Annotated in this window: 19 protein-coding genes, 1 tRNA gene and 1 pseudogene; 11 read left to right on the top strand and 10 right to left on the bottom strand. The window is 49.9% G+C overall.

The window, feature by feature from the left end; translation table 11 throughout:
- Nucleotides 1-250 precede the first annotated feature (250 nt).
- From JCM12308_RS08940 to JCM12308_RS08920, 5 genes and pseudogenes are all read left to right on the top strand, one after another.
- Nucleotides 251-3195: pseudogene (locus tag JCM12308_RS08940) on the top strand (helicase-related protein).
- A gap of 22 nt (nt 3196-3217) precedes the next feature.
- Nucleotides 3218-3619: an RNA-binding S4 domain-containing protein gene (locus JCM12308_RS08935; protein WP_014287086.1), complete on the top strand. Its 402-nt coding sequence runs from the start codon at nt 3218-3220 to the stop codon at nt 3617-3619.
- Nucleotides 3620-3806: 187 nt separating this feature from the next.
- Nucleotides 3807-4145 carry a ferredoxin FdxA gene (gene fdxA / locus JCM12308_RS08930; protein WP_008551659.1) on the top strand — a complete coding sequence of 113 codons (339 nt, stop codon included), beginning with the start codon at nt 3807-3809 and terminating at the stop codon, nt 4143-4145.
- 412 nt (nt 4146-4557) lie between these two features.
- Nucleotides 4558-5139, top strand: a complete 582-nt coding sequence (locus JCM12308_RS08925; RefSeq protein ID WP_008551556.1) for a CarD family transcriptional regulator — start codon at nt 4558-4560, stop codon at nt 5137-5139.
- A gap of 119 nt (nt 5140-5258) precedes the next feature.
- The gene (locus JCM12308_RS08920) at nt 5259-6128 is read left to right on the top strand and encodes an RNA polymerase factor sigma-32 (protein WP_008551387.1); all 870 of its coding nucleotides are present in this window, start codon (nt 5259-5261) and stop codon (nt 6126-6128) included.
- Here JCM12308_RS08920 and JCM12308_RS08915 read toward each other — a convergent pair.
- Nucleotides 6125-7411 carry a M48 family metalloprotease gene (locus JCM12308_RS08915; RefSeq protein WP_008551376.1) on the bottom strand — a complete coding sequence of 429 codons (1287 nt, stop codon included), beginning with the start codon at nt 7409-7411 and terminating at the stop codon, nt 6125-6127. The two genes, JCM12308_RS08920 and JCM12308_RS08915, sit on opposite strands and share 4 nt — an antisense overlap.
- A gap of 202 nt (nt 7412-7613) precedes the next feature.
- A complete protein-coding gene (locus tag JCM12308_RS08910) occupies nt 7614-8363 on the bottom strand; it encodes a thermonuclease family protein (RefSeq protein ID WP_208609250.1) in 750 nt (249 codons plus the stop codon).
- 320 nt (nt 8364-8683) lie between these two features.
- On the opposite strand from JCM12308_RS08910, the gene JCM12308_RS08905 reads away from it, so the two are divergent.
- From JCM12308_RS08905 to JCM12308_RS27745, 5 genes are all read left to right on the top strand, one after another.
- A tRNA-Arg gene (locus JCM12308_RS08905) sits at nt 8684-8760 on the top strand.
- Nucleotides 8761-8917: 157 nt separating this feature from the next.
- Nucleotides 8918-10153 (top strand): tyrosine-type recombinase/integrase, encoded by a 1236-nt coding sequence (locus JCM12308_RS08900; RefSeq protein WP_054783493.1) that lies wholly within the window; start codon nt 8918-8920, stop codon nt 10151-10153.
- Nucleotides 10154-10550: 397 nt separating this feature from the next.
- On the top strand, nt 10551-10790 hold the full coding sequence (locus JCM12308_RS08895; RefSeq protein WP_054783492.1) for a helix-turn-helix transcriptional regulator: 240 nt from the start codon (nt 10551-10553) through the stop codon (nt 10788-10790).
- A gap of 154 nt (nt 10791-10944) precedes the next feature.
- On the top strand, nt 10945-12489 hold the full coding sequence (locus JCM12308_RS08890) for a hypothetical protein (RefSeq protein WP_128647359.1): 1545 nt from the start codon (nt 10945-10947) through the stop codon (nt 12487-12489).
- 697 nt (nt 12490-13186) lie between these two features.
- Nucleotides 13187-13723 (top strand): hypothetical protein, encoded by a 537-nt coding sequence (locus JCM12308_RS27745; protein ID WP_128647358.1) that lies wholly within the window; start codon nt 13187-13189, stop codon nt 13721-13723.
- 877 nt (nt 13724-14600) lie between these two features.
- On the opposite strand, the gene JCM12308_RS08880 is transcribed toward JCM12308_RS27745, so the two are convergent.
- The 8 genes from JCM12308_RS08880 to JCM12308_RS29460 all read right to left on the bottom strand — a co-directional run bounded on the left by JCM12308_RS08880 (nt 14601) and on the right by JCM12308_RS29460 (nt 24061).
- Nucleotides 14601-14999, bottom strand: coding sequence for a hypothetical protein (locus JCM12308_RS08880; protein ID WP_054783489.1), 399 nt, complete (start codon nt 14997-14999; stop codon nt 14601-14603).
- A gap of 499 nt (nt 15000-15498) precedes the next feature.
- On the bottom strand, nt 15499-16089 hold the full coding sequence (locus JCM12308_RS08875; RefSeq protein WP_054783488.1) for a recombinase family protein: 591 nt from the start codon (nt 16087-16089) through the stop codon (nt 15499-15501).
- A 475-nt stretch (nt 16090-16564) separates the two neighbouring features.
- Nucleotides 16565-17362 (bottom strand): HNH endonuclease family protein, encoded by a 798-nt coding sequence (locus JCM12308_RS08870; RefSeq protein ID WP_054783487.1) that lies wholly within the window; start codon nt 17360-17362, stop codon nt 16565-16567.
- Between the two features lie 3 nt (nt 17363-17365).
- On the bottom strand, nt 17366-18985 hold the full coding sequence (locus JCM12308_RS08865) for an AAA family ATPase (protein WP_054783486.1): 1620 nt from the start codon (nt 18983-18985) through the stop codon (nt 17366-17368).
- 2 nt (nt 18986-18987) lie between these two features.
- The gene (locus JCM12308_RS08860) at nt 18988-20559 is read right to left on the bottom strand and encodes a restriction endonuclease subunit S (protein WP_164845280.1); all 1572 of its coding nucleotides are present in this window, start codon (nt 20557-20559) and stop codon (nt 18988-18990) included.
- A 59-nt stretch (nt 20560-20618) separates the two neighbouring features.
- Entirely contained in the window at nt 20619-22034 is a 1416-nt protein-coding gene (locus JCM12308_RS08855; RefSeq protein WP_054783619.1) for a class I SAM-dependent DNA methyltransferase, read from the bottom strand.
- 1194 nt (nt 22035-23228) lie between these two features.
- Nucleotides 23229-23810, bottom strand: coding sequence for an EF-hand domain-containing protein (locus JCM12308_RS08850; protein WP_208978401.1), 582 nt, complete (start codon nt 23808-23810; stop codon nt 23229-23231).
- Between the two features lie 8 nt (nt 23811-23818).
- On the bottom strand, nt 23819-24061 hold the full coding sequence (locus JCM12308_RS29460; protein ID WP_208978400.1) for a ribbon-helix-helix protein, CopG family: 243 nt from the start codon (nt 24059-24061) through the stop codon (nt 23819-23821).
- A gap of 350 nt (nt 24062-24411) precedes the next feature.
- Between JCM12308_RS29460 and JCM12308_RS08845 the strand changes: the two genes are divergently transcribed.
- Nucleotides 24412-25566: an alpha-hydroxy acid oxidase gene (locus tag JCM12308_RS08845; protein ID WP_054783484.1), complete on the top strand. Its 1155-nt coding sequence runs from the start codon at nt 24412-24414 to the stop codon at nt 25564-25566.
- The last annotated feature ends 13 nt before the right edge of the window (nt 25567-25579 follow it).

Below are 25579 nucleotides of genomic sequence, written 5' to 3'. Positions count from 1 at the left end.
CGAAAACCGCAGAGTGTCGATAACGTATACACAAAAAGCCCTTTTATACCGGTATGAAACTGAAACTTCATTCCAGTGCTCATCATCAGCATTTTTCGTCTTTATTCATTCCAGAGCTTTACAGCGCTTTTCTCTGCCATATAAATGCCACTTCATTGGGTGAGGCACCGCACGGGCATTTTCAGTATCCCAGCCAAAGAATTGAGTGCCGAGATACGTTTGGCCATAGACTACGGAATTGCACTTCTAGATGAACAAGAACACGTTGCACCGAACAACAAGATCACGGTCTGTCACTGCGATTTTGGGGCCAACGAACACGGGTAAGACCCATTTGGCGATCGAACGGATGAGCGCATACTCATCCGGCCTGATCGGCCTGCCCCTTCGTTTGCTGGCAAGAGAAGTCTACGGCCGCCTTGTAGAGAAGAAGGGACCTGATCTCGTCGCCCTTATTACTGGCGAAGAAAAGATCATCCCGAAGACCCCTCGCTTCTGGGTCTCTACTGTAGAAGCCATGCCAAAGGATCTGGATGTAGACTTCGTCGCTATTGATGAAGTCCAGCTGGCCGGCGACCTTGAGCGCGGCCACGTCTTTACAGATCGCATCCTGAACCTGCGCGGCAGAGAAGAAACGCTCCTGCTCGGCTCTTCCACCATCCGTCCGCTGCTCGAAAAGCTGATGCCGGGTATTAATGTGATCACTCGCCCACGTATGTCCATTCTGACCTACGCTGGCTCCAAGAAGATCACACGCCTCCCACGCCGCTCTGCGATTGTCGCCTTCTCCTCTGATGAAGTGTACGCCATCGCAGAACTCATCCGCCGTCAGCGCGGTGGTGCAGCTGTCGTGCTCGGCTCTCTTTCTCCAAGAACGCGCAACGCACAGGTCGACCTGTTCCAGAATGGCGACGTTGATTGGCTCATCGCCACCGACGCCGTAGGCATGGGTCTGAACCTTGATGTGGACCACATCGCGTTCGCCGGACATCGCAAATTTGATGGCTATCAGTACCGCCAGCTCACTCCAGCTGAGACCGGACAGATCGCCGGACGCGCAGGCCGACACCTCAGAGATGGTACTTTTGGTGTAACTGGACGAGTCCCTGGTTTTGATGAGGAACTGGTCCATCAACTCGAATCTCACGAGTTCGAGCCATTAAAAGTGCTGCAATGGCGCAACCCAAACCTCGATTTTTCCTCGATTCGCGCACTTTTGCGCAGTTTGGAGCATTCTCCGCGAGAAGAGGGCTTGACCAAAGCCCCTCCGGCGGAGGATATCGGTGTTCTCGAACTTGCTAATCGTGACAGGGACATTCTTTCCCTTGCGACCACGCAGGAGAGAGTTTCATTACTGTGGGATACCTGTCAGGTTCCAGACTATCGCAAGATAGCTCCGGCAAACCATGCAGATCTCGTAACAGGGATATATACCCATCTGATCCAGGACGGAGCCATTCCGGATGATTGGTTCAATAGTCAGATCAAACTGGCGGACAGGACGGATGGGGATATCGACACACTGGCGAACCGGATAGCTCATATCCGTACGTGGACCTTTGTGGCAAACCGTGCCGATTGGCTGAATGATCCTGCTCACTGGCAGGGCGTGACGCGCGGCATAGAAGATCGATTATCAGATGCCCTTCACGAACGGCTTACACAGCGGTTTGTGGATCGGCGAACCAGCGTATTGATGCGACGTCTGAGAGAGAACAAAATGCTCGAAGCGGAGATCACCGCAACCGGAGATGTCCTTGTAGAAGGACAGCACATTGGCCAGCTTCATGGCTTCCGGTTTGCTCCGGATGCAACGGCAGAAGGACAGGAAGAAAAAGCTGTCCGTGCTGCGGCCCAAAAAGCACTAGCTAGTGAGATTGAAAACCGTGCAGAACGGTTGTCTCGCGCGCCTAACGAAGAGTTCATCCTCTCCGCAGACGGCACATTAAGATGGCAGGGTGAATCTATCGCCCGCCTGACGCTGGTGAACAGACCCTGCGCCCATCCCTGATCATTCTTGCTGATGAGCAATTGACAGGACCTGCACGCGACATGGTGCAGGAGCGCCTTGATCTATGGATCAAGACCCACATCGAAACTCTCCTGAAGCCTCTCTTCGACCTGGAACAGGCTGAAGAAGTTGAAGGCATCGCTCGCGGCGTAGCATTCCGCCTGACCGAAGGCCTCGGCATTCTTGAGCGTCAGGAGATCGCTGATGACATTCGTCAGCTTGATCAGCAGATGCGTGGTTCGCTCCGCAAACTCGGCGTTCGCTTCGGTGCATATCACATTTACGTCCCTGCACTTCTTAAGCCAGCACCAAGCCAGCTGCTTGCTCAGCTCTGGGCGCTGAAAGAAGGCAAAGGCGAAATCAAAGGCCTGACAGAGCTGCCACAGCTCTCTGCATCTGGCCGCACCTCCGTTCCAGTAGATCCGGAAATCGAGCAGGCACTGTACCGTGTCGTTGGCTTCCGCGTTTGTGGTCCACGCGCTGTTCGCGTCGACATTCTGGAGCGTCTGGCAGACATCATCCGTCCGCTGGTTGCCTGGAAGCCTCTGGAAGAAGGCGTTGAGCCACCAGAAGGCGCATTGGTAGAAGGTGGCGCATTCACCGTTACCGTTTCCATGACCTCCCTGCTCGGCTGTGCAGGCGAAGACTTCTCCAACATCCTGAAGTCTCTCGGCTACCGTCTGGAAACACGCGAAGAACAGCGCCCTGTTACCAAGAAGCCAGAAGCACCTGCTGAAGAAGCCGAAGCTGCACCAGCAGAACAGGCTGCTGAAGGTGAAGCCGAAGCTCCAGCAGCTGCGGAAGTGACTGAAGCACCAGCAGAAGAAGCTGCTCCGGCAGAAGCTTCTGAAGAAGCGACAGGCGAGCAAGAGATGGAAACGGTTACCGTTGAAATCTGGCGCCCAGGTCGTTTCGGTGGTCGTCGCAGCAACAACGACCGTCAGCAGCGCAACGCACGCGGTGGCAATGAACGTCGTGGCGGTGGCGAGCGTCGTGGTGGCGGCAACAATCAGCAGCGTCGCAATCCTGGCAAGCCAGGCGGCAAAGGCCGTGGCTTCAACAAGGACCAGAACCGTGGCCATCAGGCGAAGTCTGCTCCACGCAAAGACAAGCCAATGGATCCGGATTCTCCATTCGCAGCGCTGATGTCCCTGAAACAGAACTTGGAAAAGGGCGACAAATAGTCGCCCCTTCGGGATATCGCAGATGGCAACACCAGAACCACAAGGCTCAATCCGCATTGACAAGTGGCTCTGGTACGCCCGCATAACAAAGTCCCGGACGCTGGCTCAGAAACTGGCAGTGTCCGGACACGTAAGACTGAACAAAGAGAAAGTTTCAGCAGCCAAAGCAGCTGTAAAGCCAGGCGATGTACTGACCATCACAATGCCGCGGCGCCTTTTGATCCTTAAGGTTTTGAAACTTGGCACCCGCCGCGGTCCTGCCCCTGAAGCACAGACGCTTTATGAGGACATGTCACCGCCACCACCTCCCAAAGAAACACAGGCTCCAGTCGCGCAGCGCGAAGCCGGTGCGGGACGTCCAACGAAAAAAGATCGCCGCCAAATTGCCCGGATTCGGGGCTTCAACGAAATCGATCCTTTTTAGTGGCCACTTTTGGTAAATTTTGCCCCAATATTGCAATCTCTTCGCCTATGACAGCGCTTGCACTACCCAATGAAAACCGGTAGCAAAGAGCACAAAGTTTAATGGACGAAAAAATCGTCAGGGCCGCGAGAGCCCGTGCCATTTGTCTTCAGACAAATATGCAGCGCCAGAGACTAAGAGGATTGCGATGACATACGTCGTCACAGACAATTGCATCAAATGCAAATACACCGACTGTGTTGAAGTTTGCCCGGTCGATTGCTTTTACGAAGGCGAGAACATGCTCGTCATTCATCCGGACGAATGTATCGACTGCGGTGTATGTGAACCGGAATGTCCTGCCGACGCAATTCTCCCAGACACAGAGCCTGGTTTGGAAAAGTGGGTCGAGCTCAATGCTGAGTACGCAGAGAAGTGGCCGAATCTGACCGTTAAGAAAGATCAGCTCCCAGAAGCAGCTGAATTTGACGGCGTAAAAGAAAAACTGGAAAAGTACTTCTCCGAGAAGCCAGGTACGGGCGATTAAGCTCGTAAAAGCCTAGAGCTTCCAAACATTTATTAATTGCCAAACATTATTCGCGGATGTCTTAAATCCTCTCTTGCTTGAGAGAGGTTGGAAATCCGTGGATAATGTGCTATACAGTTTTTTACAGTCATTTGGCAGTCTGGTTGCACCCTCCCCACTCGGAGGTTTTTTTATGGTCGCAGTTCCATTGAAGTGCGCACAATAATTTATGCCAGCATTCGCCGAAGTAGCCAAAACAGAGAATTCGACTGATCACATTTGAACGCGAAACCAATTAGTGCGAGAGGTAGCTTTCCGCATACATTGGACTTTTCACGTTTTTCTACAGAGAAAGATGTAGCGATCTCGCTGCATCTAGGTTGTTTGCGTCTCCCGGACAGCAAGCCACCACTGCGCAGGAGAAGTATAGCGTATGGCCACACCCGCAAAAAAGACCGCGCAGCGTCAGGGGTTTAAAACAGGCGAGCACATCATTTATCCATCTCACGGTGTTGGATTGATTACTGCGATTGAAGAGCAGACCGTAGCTGGATACTCTCTTGAACTTCTCGTAATTGAATTCGAACAGGATAAGATGACACTCCGCGTTCCAGTAGCAAAAATTGCTTCTGTTGGAATGCGTAAGCTTTCTGATGCATCCACCGTTAAAAAATCTCTTGAAACCATTGCAGGCAAACCTCGTGTAAAGCGCACCATGTGGAGCCGCCGCGCACAGGAATACGAAGCGAAGATCAATTCCGGCGATCTTGTTTCAACCGCTGAAGTTGTTCGCGATCTCTATCGTTCTGACGCACAGCCAGAGCAGTCCTACTCCGAACGCCAGCTCTATGAAGCTGCGCTCGATCGTATGGCTCGCGAAATCGCTGCAGTTCAGAAGCAGACTGACACTGAAGCAATTCGTCAGATCGAAGGTGTTCTTTCCACCGCTCCAGGTCGTGCTGCAAAAGCTGCACCTGCTGCTGGTGAAGACGGAGGTCAGGAAGAGGCTGCGTAATCAGCCTTTCCCAACTTACTTGATTAAAGAAGCCCTGCTGGTAGCGGGGCTTTCTTTTTATCTACGTAGATCCAAAAGAGTTTTCGCGCCGTATTTCAGATCAAACTGAGGAGGCGTACATGGCTCAATATGAAAGAGACCAAAGTCTCGGGCCCCTTGCTCGCCTGGCAAGAAAAGCCCCATATCTATCAAAAGAAGAAGAGTACAAGCTTCTAGAAGGCTGGATTACAAAACGCGATCACCGTGCACTAGACAAACTATCGTTATCCCACTCCCGTCTGGTGATAGCCCAAGCTTTGCGCTTTAAATCCTATGGCGTCCCACTTTCTGATCTCATTCAGGAAGGCCACATCGGCTTGATGGAAGCAGCCAACAGATTCAAGCTTTCTAAGGACGTGCGTTTCTCAACCTACGCAAGCTGGTGGATCAAGTCATTCATTCAGGATTACGTCCTCCGCAATCAATCGATCGTCCGCGGCGGCACATCCTCGCGCCAGAAAATGCTGTTCTTTGGCTTTAAGCGCATGCGCGCAGAGCTGGCAAGCAAACATCCTGAGCTCAGCGAAGATCAACTTCATCAGCAGATCTCAAACCAAACTGGTGCGAACATGCGCGATATCAAGATGATGTCTTCCAGATTAGGCCGTTCGGATACGTCTTTGAACGCAACGCTTAAAGGCAGCGAAACAAACCTTCAGCTCCAGGACACGCTCGCGGCAGATGAGCCTCTGCCCGATGAGATCGTAGAAGTGCATCTGGACAGTGAACGCGCCGAACGTCGCCTTTTCGACGCCATCAAAACACTTCCCCCACGTGAACAGCGCGTTATCAGAGATAGAAAACTCAGAGAAGATGGCGTGACGCTGGAAGCACTTGGCAAGAAACTGGGTGTCTCAAAAGAACGCGTTCGTCAGATCGAGTCACGTGCCATGCAGAAACTAAAAGACGCAATGGCTCATTCTCAGGGACACGAAGCCAATCAGCCTTAATCGGTGATAACCTTCATCAGTTCACCCGGCTTGAAGCGCTGGTTCGCTTTCACCTGATTGAGGATCGTGAACAACTCCAACCGACGGGATGGCTCCACACCGCTCATGCCAACAGCAAGCTTACGAGCCGTCTCACCACCTTTAGCCTGAATGATCTTAACTCGAAGCGGGTTAAGACGCGCTTGTTCTGTTGGGCTTAGCTGACGGAAACTACCGAGAGATTTTTCAAAATCCCTAGTAAATACAGCGGTTGGCGAACGATTAGCAAAGATAAACCGATATCCAGTTAAGCCGATACGAACCACACCAATGCGGAACGACCAACCATCTGTAATCGCAGAACCAATCACAGCTGGCAGACCATTAATCGTGGTCGGACGAACGCTGTTGTCGATCAGACCATTGATCCAGCCAGATAACATATAGTCAGTTAAGCTGGCATAGCCTGTCAGGTCAGCACCATCAAATCGCATTGCAGTGCCGGAGTTATTACTCGCCAGAACCGCCTCTGCGGAGTTCTCAAGCACAAAACCCTTCGGCACGCTAAAGGAGATGCCAAGACCCTTGTGAAGGAACTGACGCCCTCTCACATAGCCTTCCAGCGGATCATCACCAAACAGCATGCCATCCAGACTGGTCAGATACGCCTCACGGCCATTCAAACCAATCCCTGGCGCCCCAATCTGCCGCGCACTGCGCACAGCGCGCTGAATGCGATCAGGCGTATTCGGGTGAGATGAAAGGAAGTCCGGAGCCGAACTGGTTTCGCCACCAAGCTGCTGATAGCGGGCGAACTGCCCCATGGTGTTCAGGAAACGCGCGGCTGCATAAGGATCATACCCAGCGCCTGCAAGCGTTCTCACACCCACATCATCCGCTTCAAGTTCTTGCTCCTGAGAAAAGCGGGCAAACTGCACCTGCTTTTCTTTCACGGCTGCATCAATCGTCCGCTGATCCTTGCCGATATTTGTCATCACCTTGGTGACAAACTCAGCTTCCTCAGCCTGACGCTGACGCTTGATCGCATGCCGAGCTGTTACGTGCGCCATCTCATGCGCCAGAACAGCAGCCAGCTCCGATGTGTCATTGGCAAGCGCAAGCAGACCACGCGTGACATAGAGATACCCGCCCGGAAGCGCAAAAGCATTCACAGCAGGACTGTTGAGAAGGGTAACACGGTAATGCGCTTCAGGATCTTCCGAAGCGGCAACAAGACCACCAACAACGCGGGCAATCGCAGTTTCCGCCTTGCCGTCTTTGTAAACACCGCCATAGGTCGCCACGACACGCGGATGCTCACGTGCACCAACATCGCTCCCAGGACACTACGCAAGCTACCGGGTTTTTGAGCGCTTTGATTGGCAGAGCCGGTCAGCTGACACGCAACAAGGGCTGCGGTCACTGCAGATACCGTTAAAATTCTCAGGCTTGTCCGTATTCCAGACAATGCACTACTCAAAGTCATTCGCGTTTCCGGCTTTTGCCCTAGTCCAGAAGCTCCAACTGCGCTGGGTGCTTAAGCTCTATCTGTGGTCCTTGGTTCAGTTGCAAGACGCCCCTGAGGCGAACTCTCTTGCCTTTCATCACTGAAAGATCATGCCCGAACTCGGAAAAATCCGCCAGCTTTCCCCTTTGAATAATCCCGGTTAAATCCTCTGTCCAGCGCTCACCAAAATTCAAGTATGTTTTGGATCGCGTTTGCCCGACAGAAATCACGCTGGCTTCCACAAGTCCATAAAGACCAATTTGCTCGTAGCTTATTGACTTATAGTCATTAATTACATTTTTAACGACCCATAATCCAACATTTTTCCGGCGAGCTTCACTCTCCAAATTAATAAGGAATTTCAAGCAATTGAAAGCTCTTAATTGTGGCTTAACAATGGCCAATCCGCCTTCAACCAGCTTGCCTGACAAATCACTCATTTCACGATCAAGCAGAATCGCAGGCAAACGCCCCCACCGATCCTTCTGCGCAACCAATGCTTTTACAAAAACTTGTCGACCACCTGAGAGCTCCTGCCCGAGAGCATGAGGAGCTTCAGGAAAAGTCAAATCAGAGAGATAATAAAACGCGCCATCACTTGCGGCAAACTTCAAAGGGCTCGCAAGCGCGTCATCCACCAAAACCGTCGGCAAGCCCTGCTCTGACACCTCAGCTTCATCACACGGCCCCGCTGCACTTGATCCAATGCCAATCAGAACCCCGCACAAAAATGCCAGAAACCATCTCACCACACAGCACCCCCATAACGCATGTGGCAATAATATCAGGCCAACCCTGCCCAAACGCCCCTTAGAACCCGCAGGAAAGAAGTCACTGAGACGCGTGCTGAGAGAATTCTCCTGTCAGAACTGAGGCCTAAAGCGTATCGCTGAAAAGTGGCCTCCGGTTTTCAGATAAAGATACGCAAAGCAAAAGCTAAAGCAGATCAAGCGGTTCAGCTTAAACGCAACCTGCTTTAGCCTGTTCACAGAGAAGCAATCTGTCTCGCATAGCTTTGATTTTCATGATATTTGAAAACTCGCTGCATCATCTCAAGATGACACTCAATGGCCCCGTAGCTCAGCTGGATAGAGCAGCCGCCTCCTAAGCGGCAGGTCAGTGGTTCGAATCCACTCGGGGTCACCAAACTAGTATTCTTACGGTATTCCCTACACTTGAAAATCATCAACAAATCAGCCATTTAAGCCAAGTTTCCGACTTAGACCGTTTCAAGCATTTCCCTAGTACACCCCTAAAATAGGGGGTAAAATGCGGGGTACTGGTCCTGTCGGTAGTTTCTGGAATGGATGACATGGCAACAATATTTCGTCTAAAACCAAATCAATTAAAAAGCGACGAACCACGAAAGTTAACTGATGGCGGCGGGCTCTCATTTATTGTCGAGAAGTCAGGCCGGAAGAGCTGGGCATTTTTCTATACCTCACCAACAACTGGTAAGCGTAGAGAAATGGGCCTTGGAAACTATCCAACTGTAACATTAAAGGCTGCCCGCGAAGAGGCTGCAAAGTGGCGCGAGGTTAAAGCCTTAGGCAATGATCCGATCAAAGAACGGAACCGAGAGCGCGAAGAAGCCCGTGTGAATGGTGCCACTCTCAAGAATGTTCTTCTTGCAGCCTTTGAGGCTCGTAAAGCTGGACTGAAAGAAGAGGGCCGTTCAGGGCGTTGGTGGTCAGCCCTCAATAACCATGTCCTGCCCAAGATAGGCGACAGGCCGATCAGTGAGCTTACTGCCGAAGATATCAAGCGGACATTAAAACCAATCTGGTTTGAAAAGCAGGAGGTAGCCCGCAAGGCTCTGCAAAGGCTGCGCATCGGATTTAAACACGCCATAGACATGGGAATTAATGTTAGCCTTGATATCATCGATAGTGCACAACGCTTGCTTGGTAAACAGCCAGACAAACACAATCCATTTCCAGCAATGGAATGGAAGAGCGTGCATGAATATTACTCTGTTCTCGAGGAAACAGGCACTATTCCTGCTTTGGCGCTTCAGATGGCTATCTTAACATCAAGGCGGTCTGGCGAAGTTCGCAGAATGAAACTTGCGGATATCAAGGATGATGTTTGGTATGTGCCGCCTGAGGATTTAAAGGGTAAAAAAGGACAACATACCGAACCACAGCGCGTCCCACTCAGCAAGGAAGCCCTGCGCATCATCGAAAAGGCTAAGCCATTTGCAAGGGACGGCTACCTATTCCCGAGGCAGACTAAACACCCACGCGCTCGTGATAAGTTCATGAATGAAAACGGCATGTCAAAGCTGATGAAAGATCAGGGCATGAACTGTGTTCCTCATGGCTTCCGAGCCTCATTTCGAACATGGGCGGCTGAGGCAGGCATCATGTATGACGCTGCCGAAATCCAGCAAGGGCACGAAGTCCGGGGCCGCGTTGAGCGGTCATACAACCGTTCCGACTTGCTAGAGGAGCGGAAACTCGTTGTTGAGAGATGGGCACAAGTAGTTCTTGGCACCGCTGGCGCAAAAGTTATCAAGCCTCATAACAGCATGGCTTGATTCAACAGCTTTATAATCGATAAAAATTAAATAAAAACAATAATATAGCGACTACGAATATCTTCAGCTCGGTTCGTAGTCGCATTTCTCCTTGATATGCTTTTCCAAGTCAGTAAGTTCCGGTTGTCAATTTTCGGCACTGCGAGCGCATGGACTTAATGCCAGCGGCATTGCAGGCTCATACTGAAAACACATAGATAGCCTCCCCTCAGGTTCTAGGGCTGGGCTTCATTTGTTTGAAATCTCGTCATACTAAATCCCCGGTAATCATCCACGTCGTGTTGAGCGTTGGTCTGTGCACTTGTTGCGTAGTCAATGTTCGCTATCGGCTAGCTGTGTCCGGGTTCCCAAACAATCAAACAAAACACGGCTCGAGAGGGCCAACTAACCTAGTGGAATGGCTGCTATGGCACGCATGAACGACTCCGACAAAGTTGGAACGATACTACTAACGCTCACTGAGCTATCTGAAATGATGAAGTTGTCATTCAGTCGCCTTTGGAAGCTTCGCAAAGATTGCGACAAGAACGGATTTCCAAAACCAATCCGAATTCACGACGGTGCACGCGGCCTGCGCTGGCGTCTCGATGAAGTTGAAATCTGGATGGAAAGCAGACGTACGACAAGCGGCATCTAGATACCTCAGGTCATAAAAACAACTCAGTTTGCGATCTTGCCAAAACGGCTATCAGGAACCTGGGTTTGTAACTCGCCCTCACTGTATCGCTCATAAAGCAAACAATAAAAGGCCACTCCTAAAGGAAGCAGCCTTTTTTGAAACGATAAACGCCTTGTCAGTTGATGGAATTCGGAAGCCTAAAACTGACGAGGCCAATCACACGGAGGTGGCCCAGCGCCATCTAGCAAGAATGGAAGTAGCTGCATCAAGTGGCATTGGCAAGCCCTCCCCTGAATTATCTGATAAGCTTTCTGTTAGTAATCAGTCACAATCTGAAAGAAATAACCATTTCAATTGCAATGATTGGAATGCCTATACTGTATGCAGAGCCAATACAGGATGGTTTATTGAAGACTACGCATGGTTAGAAAGCAACATAAAAAACGAACTTCACGAGACCTATACCGCAAGATTAGCTGACATTCTTGAGGCTGGCGGCGTTAGTGTACGCAAAGAGACATATGTTAAGACGATTTGTCTTGTAACTCGCAAGGTAAGACTGTCTTCACAGTATCGGAACTGCTCTATTCTTCCGGCGATGGCCCGCCAAAAACTCGCTACGCACAAACTTAATCTTGATTACTGGTGTAAGCATGAACGGACTGCGGGTAGTGAGCTGCTTTTCTTTGTTGCGACAGTACCAGGCGTCGTACCTGCATTTGGTGAACTGAGCGAAAGTGCGTGTTCGCTAAGTCGATGCATAAGCAAGGCCGCACCAACAATCAGGGCCGAGTTTGGTTGCGATATCGTATTTAGATCAACAGAATTCACCCGCAGAACGGCTGAACAGCGCGGTAGTGCAGTGCTTGACCAGTACTCGCCGGGTACGATGACCTATCACCCGCACGCCAATGTGCTGATTGACTGCTCAAGGCCGCTTTCTATGGCTCGGCGTGGCAAGCTTCTTCGATACCTGCGAAGGGCGTTAGGCACTCACGTTAAGGACTGCGGACCTATCGCGGACACTTCCTACGTCACGAAGTTCTCAATAGACCCGAAGGAGCTGCTTGGATCGAACGAGGTCACGCCTGATGAGGCTACTTGGTTGTTTCGCGAACTACACCGCATTAACCGCCTTCAGCCCATGGGAGCTTTTAAGGATTGGTGCGCCGAGCTAGGTGAAAGCAATTACAAGGTTGCTGAGGTTCGCCTCGGCGGCGCTCGTGAACTCGTGCTCATGGACATCACGCCGAAAAGGTCGCGAGATGAGGGGGAGGCTCAATCACGCCGTGAAGCTGATCAGACCTGCGGAGAAGCCTGCGAACGGGAAGCCACAGAGACTTTAAATGGCGATAGCCGCGCACGGAACACGAAGCCGCTTCTTGAGAACATCATTCTCGGGATCACTAAACCAACCTGCTTGGAAACCCAGTGGGCCGCACCGAGAGTTATAGTTATTGGCTACACCGAAGACCCACAAACAGAAGGCGGCAAACAGCGCCTCGAGAAGATCAATCATATGTCCGCAGCCGTATTGGTCTGGTGGTATGAGAGCGGCGCACCGCTACCTGAAGAGGCTCTTGCTCAGGCTGATGAGCTGCGTACTGAGGCCAGGCTTTCTTCTAGTTCACTAGACATAAACTTTAACTGTCCAAGCACTGCCACTCGAAAAGAGCGCAAGGAAGATACGAACGCCCCCGGCGGGCGTTGCCCATGACGCCTAAGCGCTCTTTTCTACTCGCACACACTACACACAACAGAGATAACGCCCCTTCTGGAGTGGGTGAAAGGGATTCCTATGAGCTGAGGTGTATGACTGTGGCGGTGAGGTGGAGAACCAGCCCAGCGGCAAGGGGCGCCTCCCCTCACATACAAAGCCCTTGTCCACGCCCTGTTGAGGAATCGGGAATCTCAAATCGGGAGAATCCTCAACAGGGCGTGGACAAGGGACTGGGACGCGCTTGCATCGATTCAAGCGCAACGAAATCAACCAAAAGTGCGGCGGGGATGTTGGCATTGCTGGTGCCGGGAGGCAGCCACGACAACGGTTAGACCAACACCCAACACAAACAATAATGGGAGATTATATGAACACATCTAACCGTTTTGGGAAGCTATTTGATGAGGCTACGAGTATCAACGAAGGGGCTGCGGAGCATGGGCAAGTTGGCAGCTTCAAATGTGAGACGTGCAGCCCAATCAGGCGTAGAGGCCGTAAGTTAACCGCACAAGACGTAGAGGTTATGCGCTGGCAAGCGTTCTATGGTGCCTCAGTAAGTGAGCTTACCAATGATTATGGCATAAACGATAGAACGGTGCGTAGAATACTCGTAGGTGATATCTGGCCCACGGCGGCAGGCCCACTAAGAAGCAAGGGCACCCCTCCGAGACCCCGGCAAGAAGCTTTGCAAGCCTTGCTAAATAGAGAAATCAAGCCGGATCACGAAGGGCATATCAGAGGCCGTGAATACTTCCAACTTAATGATGACGGCTACGCTGTTATCAATAAAAACAGCAAGAAGGTTCGCGTTAGCCGTATCGTGCTAAAACACTTCAAAGGCCCTGCTCCGGCGGACAAGCCAATCGCAGCACATTTATGCCGCTATAGAGACTGTGTAAACCCAGATTGCCTTTACTGGGCGTCACCGTGGCAGAATATGCAGGACAAGTATCGGGATGGTACAATGCCCATGGGCGATACCCACCCGTGTGCTCGCCTCACAGAGCGGCAAGTCATATTGCTCAGGCTTGTAAGGCCAGCTTGGAAGGAATGCCGCCGCTGGTCCTACGAACTCGGCGCTCCTCAGGCGACTATTTACAGTGCAGCTCATGGCTACTCTTGGAAGCACTCCCCCAAGGCCCCGCTAATCGTATGGACCACGGCAGAGAGCGTTGATGAAATTCCGGAAAGGCTCCGTGCTCCTAACTTGGTGCTTGCTCATTCGCCATAATACACAGCAAGACTCTAGGAGAGTCACCCGGTGGCGTTTACTGCTCCCAAGCACCCAGACACCATAACCACCACAGAACGCCGCTCAGCGCCGCCCTGAGAGGTGCGTCACTCGTTTGGGTGCTTGGGAGCAGTAATTCGAAACGAGGAATGATCTTTCGAGTTTTGAGGAGTGAATGTGAAGGCGTTTGAGCAGGGGGGGCACGGGGAAGTGTGCCGCCCCTTTTTTATGTCTTGGCTCATATCACTCACACCGCGTCGCAGGCCGTCTTCCAAATCGCAAAAAGAGCAAAACCGCGGAAATCAGCTAATCTGCAAAAAACTCGCCTCGCTGAAGCGTGTACTCACCGCGTATCAACTACGTACATTGGGAGTCAATTTGGACTTCAAAACATCAATCCACCCTGCCAAAGCACTCGATAAACGACAAAGTCGAAGGGCTGTGACTGATCCTGACAATCAACACACATTGGCTAAAACCCGCGAAAACTCGCGCACGCGCGCGTAGGCTTGTAACAAAACCACCCTTGCCTTGTTGCTGTAACTGTTGCTCTGATACTTGCGAGAATGCACTGAGGCAAACCGCAGGCACACACCACAACAACCAAGCTTACCAACTACCATGATGCTACAGGCTACTTACTCTCCCTGTCATGAGGAACTGAATCGAATGGATTGGGTGTGTACTGGCATGAATGCGGGAAACGAGTCCCGGAAATGCGAACTTAATGCACTACAAGCTCCCCCTTTGCTGAGTTACTGAAGCAGGAAGCGGTAACGGCCTTTCTATCGTGGGCAATCGACCTTCTGTCGCTGGGCCGGTCCGGTTAGTAGCACCTCATGCGTGTCTGACAACTTAACGCGACCACCGGTAGCAACTATGCGCTTTCCGTTCGCGGGTTTGTTTTTGCCAGCTCGCGCCAGCTCTTCCCGATATAACGGTTTGCCTCGACATTGGCGCTAATCTCTCGCTTTTCCCGCCAATCCTCAGGAGCGAAGTTCTTCAATGCGCACATGACACGGCGAACTGTGGCGCTGTCATCTGCCTCAAGCAGTTCACGCTCATACATTGCTTGTCTAAGTCCCTCAGCAAGGCCAATAGCCTCAGCAAAGAATGCGTGCTTCTTCTTCCAGTCGTAAACGGACTTACGCAGAACGCAGCACTCAGCAGCAGCGGCGGAGATACTTAGCCCGGCGGCGACCTTTAAGGCTATGGCTTCCCCCAGCTCTTCAGTGAACTTGGTAGGTCGCCCGCCTTTGTTTCGTTGCTGTGTCATGTGGCGTTCCTCGTTGCTAATTGGAAGTGGTGATTTTAAGCAATGATATGTACCGGAGCCAATAGATCGATAATCCTCTTAAGAGTAATCGCTGCGAAGTGTGCTCACTTGCTGGTGGGCTTTGGCATTTGCATCGTGCGCTCCCTTTCAAATTGGCCCGCACCTACCAAGATTATCAAAATGCTGCCAGACTACCGCAATTACTTCTCAGGTTTGACGGGTTGAGAGGCGGCGTGGAAGGCGGATGCATCAAGATTTCACGCAAACTTGCCAGCTCGGCGGCGTTGTTTTCTTCGCCCTCGTTAGTGTTGGTATTTCGTTGATGTCCAGTTGGCGAGATGTTGGGTGCCGGGAAAGAACCATTCATCACCGCAATAATTCACGCGAATGACCCTCATATCACTGCACTGATTGCCGGGAATGCCTGCGCCTCGGCTCCACGCGATAGCTTGGCAATCTCAATCGTGTAGGATTGCCGCGCTGTCATTTAAATGCAAAATCAAGAAAGCAGGTCGGAAGACTTAGCCTGCCCATCAAGTTCTTTTTCAATCCTGAAAACACTTGCCCGATTTATACCAAGCTCGCGAGCGATTGCGCTCTTATTCATGCCACTTGCAAGGAGTTCGGCAATCTTATCTCTATCAATGCTCGGCTTTCGCCCGGTGTAAACACCGCGAGCTTTGGCAGCGCTGATACCCTCTGCCTGCCGCTGTTTGATTATTTCACGTTCAAACTGCGCTACCGCACCAAGGACACCGAGCATGAGTGTAGCCATTGGGTCATTTTTGCCAGACGAGTAAGACTGCCCTTCTTTAAGAAATAGAAGCTTGGCGCCCTTGCTGGTGATTTCTTCTACCAATGAATGCAGGTCTGCGAGCGAGCGGGCTAAACGGTCCATAGAAACAACAGCCACCTCGTCACCATCACGAAGTTTTATCATCAACTCGCTGAGAGCGGGTCTCTCGCGGATCGAGCCGGATTCTTTGTCTATGAAAATGTGGTCAGGAGTAATACCCTGATCTGTTAGCGCCTCAACCTGCCTTGCGTCATTTTGCAGTTGCGTTGACACTCGTGCGTAGCCGAATTTCATTCGCCGCCCTTTGCTATGTGTTGTTTTTGGATAGTTATGTAGCAACAACATGCTACATAATCACAAAACAACCCTAACGCAACACCCTTTTCTGTATTTTGCTGAAGGCTTATTAGCGTCTCGTATGGCTATACCCAAATACGACATCAGAGTCGCGTGCCACTTATTGATCAACTCCGCTATTCTGCACACATGCTAATAGCAATGGTTTTCAGTATTATGGATTAATATCGAATGAGCCCCATTGCTGCCTTTGGTCAGAGCACAGAAATCGCAGTTGCTACAAATCGCTTGTGACCAATTGCAGCAAGAAATCAATTTATAATTGATCCCACTCACCATGCCTCTAAGGGCAGGCAGCAGGCTTGCGGCTGTACGGTGTGCTGAGCCAAGTACCGAGCTAAAGAACGCATTTCATTTCTATTCGCGCTCGAGTACGCAACCGACTGACGGTAGTGCAAACAATTCCTTGTTCTTAAGCAGAGCGAAGTAAACTCTCAACCCAAACTATATCTCGATGGCCAGTAAGAATTCTCCGTGCGAATGCTGATAGCTCTGAACCTTCAGAGATATAACTTGCAAGTTTTCGCACATGATCCGAAAATGAACTATCAATGGCGGCATTTCCAGATTCTGTTTGAGGGAACAGCCTATCAGCCACAGTGATCTCACGGTTTATTAAAACGGCAAGCGCCTTGCGTTTGTCAACAAGGTCAGCATGGTCCAAGTGATACAGTTTGATCGACTCAGTTGCACGTCTATTACGACCAGCATGAGCCTCTTCCGAATATGTCGGAATGGGGCTTCCTGTTTCATCAAAATCTATAAGGCCGGGTTCGTCTGGTTTACACGGGTCCAACAGAATTGGGCTTTCATTTACCTCCCCTTCGCAACAAGTTGCCCGTGCCGTTTCATCGAAGAGAGGAAAGTCATCCCCTTTCCCACCTATTTCTCCATTTTTTTTGTCTTCCCGAACACTATTGCAGAAGGTGCATGAAAATCGATAATTCGAGCAGTTGAAAGCTGACCACGGATATTTACTTTTCGGGCGGAAGTGATCGACTGCCCCATCAGAGCGCTCTTGGACTATTTCGCAATAATAGCATTTGTCATGCGAAAGCTTCTTTAATGGTTGTTTCAAGTTGCGCCAAACAGTTGAATGGTCGCGTTTCTTTCTATCCTCATCTGCAACAGCTGCGTCCGCGATAGCCGCATCTGCACTAGCCTGCCAACCGTCGGGGAGCTCCAACTGGTCAAGGTTGATATAGCGCATCTCTTAGTCTTCCTCTTTTTTAAAGGCGTTCTGAATTAAACGGTGCGCTTTTTCAGCCTCATCAGGTATTCTCATTCTTTCACTCGTTTGATTTACCTCCTGATCCAGCATTCGCAATGCTTCTTTGAGTTCTGGATCTCGTACCTCATAGCGGAATCCATAGTTTAGAAGTTCTGCGTTAATGCTACTCAGTTCTTTTTTGTCGCCTTCGCTAAGCGCTTCTTTCGCGTTGATACGACGTTTCCTCGCAAGTAGGCTTTGAGTATGCGTGTCCAGTGCGGCGCTTAATCCAAACATCTCACTGGTCATTACACCCGCATACCCCATCCCACGCGGATGTGTATCCGGTTCCGCAGCCGAAATTACCTGAGTATCCTTATCCCGTGTAAGAATTTGAACCTGTTCTTTCTCCAACTCAGCTACCGCCACGGGATTGTGTGTTGCCAGAAGAACGTGGCTGCTCTGTTTTTCTGTCCCATTCACATTCAGAAAATTGCGGATATGTTGAAGATATTCGACGCTCCACCTTGGGTTAAGATGTGTGTCGGGCTCATCGAGCAGAAACAGACTTTCTTCTTCAGCAGTGAAACGAAGTAACCCGAGCACAGTCAAAAGCTGCTGCTCGCCTTCACTCAATTCACGAAATGTGACTGACCCATCATTTTTCCGTAGCTTCACCCGTATCCGCACCTCATCAATCAACTCAGAAACATATGTGCTTTCTAAGTCCTGAAAGAACTGCGTGGTACTTTTCCCTGCAGCCAGCTTACGCAGTGCATCAAGGTCTTTAACAAAAAGATATAGAAATTCCTGGGTTCGCGAGTTCCATAGGCTTACTTTTTCCTTACGAGTAATCCGCAATGGCGCAAGAGAAATATCATAGAGAGTTGCCAAGAACTCGGATACGACACCACGCGCATTCCAGAAGCGCGGATCACCGTCCTTTGATTTCCATGAGGGTTTTCTAAGCACAAAGAGAACAGATTCGATCCCTCCTTCTTCAAGACCAAGCTGTTCTTGCAAAAACTTATCAGTCAACTCGGCATTATTTACAATGAAAGACAGCAATACAAAATTACTATGAACTGGCAATGCATAAAACAGGCGCTTCAAGCCAGGATTTTTCCCGGCCCGAAGGTCTTTGTCATATCGTTCGAGGTATTTGTGAAAGACTTCCTCCATTCGATCACTTTGGCCTGAATAATAGCCAAACAGAAATTTTGGCAGATATCCATCATCCAGGTCGCGCAACCTAGAAACGGTCAATAATTTGCCAGGAGCTTCTTCAAAGTTGATTGCAACAGGAGGTGTCTCCGAAGCATGATCATACGGTGCAAGTTTGATGCGATATGGATCCTTGCTTGTTGGATCAGCATCAATGCGAACGCACTTGTCCTTGATCTGATAGGAAATTCGATAGGCAAAAGATGGCTTATTTTTGCTCCCTTTTGCATCTTCACCCATAATCAGGTCGCGAAAAAGAACTGTCATGGCTTCTAGAATATTAGATTTTCCAGTGCCATTTCTGCCAATCAGTACGGTAATAAGATGCTCCTGAGCGAAATCAATCGTCAGATCCTTAAGGTTTTTGTATTCACCAATCCATAGCCAATCAATACGCATACTCATCCTTCACTGATCGGTATCAGCCGTAACCAGTCTTCTTCCCCTCGGCGCTCAACCTCAATATAGCCATTCAGTAGATGCACCCTCAGGTTGTTGTAGAACTCTTCAACCACGTCAGATGTTACACCATCGCTAATTCCGAGTGCTTGTGCTACCTCACTGGTTGAAACCCAATCTCCTGTGGCTTTAAGAACTTCGATCAAATTTTCCATCTTAGCTCCTTTCTTCGTTGGTATTCGGGAATGCGCTACCAACTTGCGTCCTGACTTTAACTCTGCTTGTCTTGCTTCACATTCAGCCCTAATTCTTTCGATCAGAGTTGATGCGGGCTCCTCATGCGGATCTTGCGGGACAAGCTCTCCATTGAAAGCTGCTTGGAGAATAGATGAATCAAGTTCAGAGAGTAGCTTTGATGCAGCGATGCACTCGTCAGATACACGGTCAAGCCAAGCATAGGCAGCATCTATACGTCGGATGATTTCACTTCGAACTTTTAATGGGGGCCATGGAAGAGGGATTTCTCGCAATTGCTTTTGTGAGAGATTTCGCATGGACATTTGATTTCCACTTGCTCGTGCCTCGATTTCCTTTCGACCTTTCGGCGAGCGCAAGAACCACATCAACCAGCGCTTATCATCCTCCGGCATTTCCAAACGAAGAACCTTATCGCTCAGATACAAGTTTTCAGGACACCCTTCCACGACTACAACAGCACCCACCAGTTCCAGCGTATTTGCCCTTGAGATCAGAAGATCACCATTTCGAATCCGAGATTTCTCTGACGGCTCAAAAGTGGGCGGCAGGGTTTTAGATGCGAACGGATCGAACTTCCCCCAAGTAACAGCACTCACCTTTACTACGCCTCTCTCATCTAGCGAAGGTGGCCGTTCTTCACAGCGGAGATTTTTACCAGCGACAATGTTCTCAACTAACTCGCCAACAAGTATTTTTCCATACCTTTTCAAGTCTTCGCCATCTGTGGTTGCGTGCGAGATATTCCCCTGAGAAAATGCTTTCTCGAGCAAGCACACTTTATATTTTTCAATCAATGCCGGGATTTGATCGAGCGCGTTGCGAGCATAAGCTGTACGGGAAATCAGACTATCAAGCTTGGCAACAATCCGTTCTTGCTCAGCGAGAGGCGGAATAGCAATCTCTGCAGCTAAAACTTGTTTCTCTGTCACTGCTGGATAAAGCGTTCCACTTTGAGACTTTGAGATAAATGTAATAAAGCGGTCCGAACGAACCCAGTTGAACAGATAGTTTGGCACTATCGCATTGTTGGGTCGAAGCGGTACAATTCCAGTAGAGGTCAATTCACCATCTAGATCTTCCGGTACTACTGCAATGTTTTTCAGATATGCTCTTACTGTTGCAAATAAAATGTCACCATTTTTGACCACTCTACGTGCTCGAGATGGGGCATCTCGCCCGAAAAACTCCTTGGGTTCAGTAACTTTTTGTAATTGATTATCAATGGAGCTGATATCAACATATTGAAACCGCCGCTCAGGTTGTCTTCTAGGGTCTACAGTTTCATATGGCTGGACGACCGATTTAAGCGTGGCCAACGTCCACCTTCGGGAGAACACTCATGCCCACCTCTCGATTCTGCGACGCGGGCTCATCATCATTCGCTATCCTCGACAGGTTCTGTAAACTCTCCAACAACAGAATCAATTTCCGTCATTGCCGATTGAAGATGAGAGAGGATCAAAGCGGCAATCTCTTCTGGTGTTTCTGCCGCATTCTCAATATCGTCGCTCTCATCACGAAGCCAAGAAATAGCCAAATCATCTTCGCGATCAGCAATCTCTTGCCGTGAATAGCAGCGGAACCGACCTGTCTCACCTTGATCCAGCCGCTTTGATTTTCCGTGCGGGTCACCGCCATAGCATTTTTCAAATTCAGAGAAATGCTCATCTAGCAATGGTGTGGTTTTACCGAAGGCAGGCGCGTTTGTGCGCAAATCATAAAACCAGACCGTATCTGTATTATTTTTCTTTTTATGACCGCGACTAAAGAACAGTACGTTTGTTTTAACGCCAGCGCTGGAGAAAATTCCAGTTGGAAGCCTTAAAATTGTATGCAGATCGCACTTATTCATCAGTTCGTGCCGCACTAACTTGCCAACGCCATCATCGAACAGCACATTGTCTGGTAAAATGACTGCAGCGCGCCCACCTAGTTTCAACCCAAGATATATATGCTGAAGGAACGCCAGTTGTTTATTGGCATTATGATAAGGGAGATCAGCACGGAGCGATCTTCGACTGCCTGCCTTGCTCCCAAAGGGTGGGTTTGCTAAAATAACATCAGCAGGCAGAAGCCCTTTTGCATCATCCGTTAGCGCATCCCCGAATATGACCTCTGCATCTAATCCATTCAAAAACGTATTCATCAAGCAAATTCGGCGGGTATTTTTCTCAATTTCCACACCTTGATACTCTGGCGAGTTTTCTGCGTATGCTCGCTTGCTATTTTCTGAACGAATAAACCGGTCTGCAGCTATTAAGAACCCACCGCTGCCAGCTGCTGGATCCTGGATTGTCTCGCCCAGTTGTGGCTTCATAGTTCGCACTATGGAATGTACTAAAGCTCTCGGCGTGAAAAATTGCCCCGCTCCAGAACGCACATCTTGCGCGCTTTTTTCAATCAATCCTTCGTAGATTTGTCCAAACCGGTCATCAGATAGATCATGCCAATCAAGTTTATTAATGCCTTCAATTACTGCATGAAGGTTTTCGTCATGAGAGAACACTGTAGTTGGGAAAGCGTATATCGCTTGAATCGTATCGCTTTCAGCGCTTGTACCAAGGTGGGTGAGCATTTCCTGATAGAAACCTAGCAAACCATCTTTAGGTTGGGCCACAAGGTCTTTCCAGCGAGAACCAGAAGGCAAGAGATGCTCAATACCATTCTCTTCGGCGATTTTAAGAAAAAGAAGATAAGTTAACTCAGACACGTATTGGTGGTAACTTATCCCATCACCACGGAGGATGTGGCAAAGGCTCCATATTTTCTGAATGACATTATTATTTTTCATATGGTACATCCAACTATTCGCTGAAACTTGTTCTTTATCAAACTGCACGACCTAATTAATGAAAACGAGAGTCGTGCGAGCAAACGGCTGCTCAGTGAAATCAAACGTGGTTTCTGCGATCTCAACGGCGCTTCTGCAGGATACAGATTTGCATTCTGTTATCTTTTTTTGTGGACCGGAGTGTAACCTCTGGATGAGCAACTAGCCAAGTCGTCGAGCGGCGGAAAGCTAAGTTATCCGCAATTCCCAAATTGGCCGTTCAAGAAATATAAGCATCTGAGTTAGTTGGATTTCTACTTATAGCCCAGAAAAGTTGTTGGAACGAGGTAGGCAGAACAACGAGACAAGTTAGATCGTACATGACACTATGTACTATCACCCCAATGCCGATCTGAGGCCATCAGCGCTTCGCTGCGCGGCAGTATTACGCTAACTCCGAGCAACCGGTATGGGCAGTTTGAATAGTTACAGATCGTTTAAAGGAGCTACCGAAGAAGCTTCCTGGTGGAGCTGGTTCAACCTTTGCTAGAAAAGCTCTAATGGCGGCTATTGGCCCACGACGCAGACGACCGCCATTCACTTACCTGAGTTCTTGCAGTGCAGCGAATGACCGCTTCGTTCGCTTCTAATCATGAAAACGAACTACACTGACAGACTACTACTCGACTGTGGACACCATTTCGGTGCGCTTGTTCTTTACTGAGCATAAGACACAATTACTCTCCCACAGTTGCCTCAGGTGGAGTCGCGCACTTAGTAAAGAGTAGCTTTCGAGGGGTAGCAAAACTGAGGATTAGGTTAGCTCGATAAAGATCAAACTTCAGGGGTAGACAGCAGGGGTAAATTTCATGAAATTAAATTAACACATTGTTTTTACAATTATATTTAATAATATTCGAATCCACTCGGGGTCACCATTCAAACTTAAATCTTGAAGCAGTTCCTTCATCCGCATTTAGCGAATTGAGCCCACCATCAGAGCAGAAATAACTGCACATGGAGGGTAAGCCATGAATTATATATCCAATGTGCTCAAACGGTGCGGAGATAACCTTCGCAACTGGTTTTACAATTGGATGGCCTGGATCAGTCGGCAAAAGAAGTAAGTTGAACGAAGACCGGTAGGATCCGGCACCATAAGCAGGTCCCATGGGAAGCAGGCAATCCGCTTCCCACCAACGCGACTGCGCCCAATCAGAAGAAGCTGTCATTCTGATTGTTCAAAAACTCATCCAGACTGATCTTCTTGTCATTGTTCTCATCAAAATGAGCCATCACATAGCGTAGCTCTTGCTTGTCAGCCTGAGCCTCTTCCTGCTCCAGCAATGCCTTTGCGCAGTCAGCACTGATTGCCGGATCAACAGTGCCCTGAAAATCCACCAGCTCAGGTTTCGTCAGATAGCCATCCACGTTCTGGTCCAGCTCAAGAAACAGCTCCCGCTGCTGCAGCTTCACAAGATGTCGAAGCTCACCAAAGTCGACAGAACCATTTTTGTCCTGATCCATTTCAGCAAACTCATCCAACAATGCCTTTCTTTCTTCAGCCTCAAACTGCTCGAAATCAGCTTTGCAAGCCTCAGGAAGCGGATCCATCTCTTCAGAGGCAAGAAGCTTCATCTCTTCCTTAGAGAGCTCCTGATCGACCAGTTCCAATGCATCCAGAGACGTAAAGCGTTCAAACTCCTTGCGGGAGATAACACCGTCTTCATTCTGGTCCATCGCAGCAAACGTAACGCGAATACCAGCATCTGCTGAAGCGGTGCTTTGAACACCCACATTCCACATCAAGCAAGTGCCAGCACAGCAGCGCCACTACCGCCCCACTTCACCAGTTGCGACTTCAATTTTACGGGCATGATCATATCTCCAGTTGGATTAACCTGCGCCTCGGCACTGGAGAGTTCTTGCTCAATCAACTGACGAATGACCTGGCTCATCGGCTGCTCTCGTTGCTTGCTCAGCTCGGAAAGTTCCAGCTTCAGATCTGGTGACATTCGGACTTCAATCGTCTCAGTTTTCTTAGCCATAACCGTTCTCCTAGCACCAAAAGCGGGTGCAATTACAGCTTTTGGAGATATATTTCGGTTTCACAACACAATTGATGTCAGGGCAAGACGAAATCGTGTCCGGACACGCGCATAACGTTTGTCCGGACAAACAAAACATGCAAATTCAGATAGTTATTTACCCATTACGCTTTAGTCATCTTGGGCACTTCAAAGATATTTCAGAGTACTTAGGGCATTCATAGATGAATGCGAATAATGCTTTTTCCAATACTGGTAGACCTAAGTCGTATACATGTAATATTGACATATCACCGATACGTGCAATCCCTCTATACATAAAAACTAATGTTTCGGGGGGAGGCCCGTACATGGCACCAATTCTTGAAATCAGCGACCTCAAAGAACGTGCACGCAAACGCGTTCCGAAGATGTTCTTCGACTATGCAGACTCCGGTTCGTGGACCGAGAGTACCTATCAGGCGAACGAAAGCGACTTCGCCAAGATCAAGCTACGCCAGCGCATCGCGGTCGACATGACCAACCGCACGCTCGCCACCAAAATGATCGGGCAGGATGTCTCAATGCCGGTCGCGCTTGCACCAACCGGCCTCACCGGAATGCAGCATGCCGATGGCGAGATCCTCGCAGCTCAGGCAGCAGAAGAATTCGGCGTACCGTTCACTCTTTCAACCATGAGCATCTGCTCTATTGAAGCGGTCGCGGCCAAAACCACCAAGCCGTTCTGGTTCCAGCTCTATGTGATGAAAGATCGGGACTTCATCAACTCGCTGATCGACCGCGCAAAGAACGCAGGCTGTTCCGCACTGGTCCTCACCTTTGACCTGCAGATCCTCGGCCAGCGTCACAAAGACCTGCGCAACGGCCTGTCTGCCCCGCCAAAGTTCACACCAAAGCACGTCTGGCAGATGGCAACCCGCCCAATGTGGTGCATGAAAATGCTCACCACCCAGAACCGCACCTTCGGCAACATTGTCGGCCACGCAAAGGGCGTCGGCGATCTCTCCTCCCTGTCCTCCTGGACAGCAGAGCAGTTTGATCCACGCCTGAGCTGGGATGACATTGAGTGGATCAAGAAACAGTGGGGCGGCCCGCTGATCCTGAAAGGCATTCTGGACAAGGAAGATGCCCGTCACGCAGTCGACTCCGGCTGTGACGCGATCATCGTCTCTAACCACGGCGGACGTCAGCTCGACGGCGCACCATCTTCCATCGAGATCCTGCCGGAAATCGTGGACGAGGTTGGCGATAAGGTGGAGATCCACATCGATGGCGGCATTCGGTCTGGTCAGGATGTGCTCAAAGCCATCTGCTTGGGTGCAAAAGGCACCTACATCGGCAGACCATTCCTGTACGGTCTCGGCGCAGGCGGAAAGCAGGGTGTGACACAGTCACTGGAAATTCTCCAGAAAGAGCTGGATACCACCATGGCCCTGTGTGGCCGTCGCGATCTCAACACACTCAATCGCGACAACCTGTATTCCATCAACGGCGTTAAGGTCTAACGCCCATAAGACA

This window comes from Pseudovibrio denitrificans JCM 12308 (genome assembly GCF_001310815.1).
Classification (GTDB): Bacteria; Pseudomonadota; Alphaproteobacteria; order Rhizobiales; family Stappiaceae; genus Pseudovibrio; species Pseudovibrio denitrificans.
This window is presented reverse-complemented; position numbering and strand designations above follow the sequence as displayed.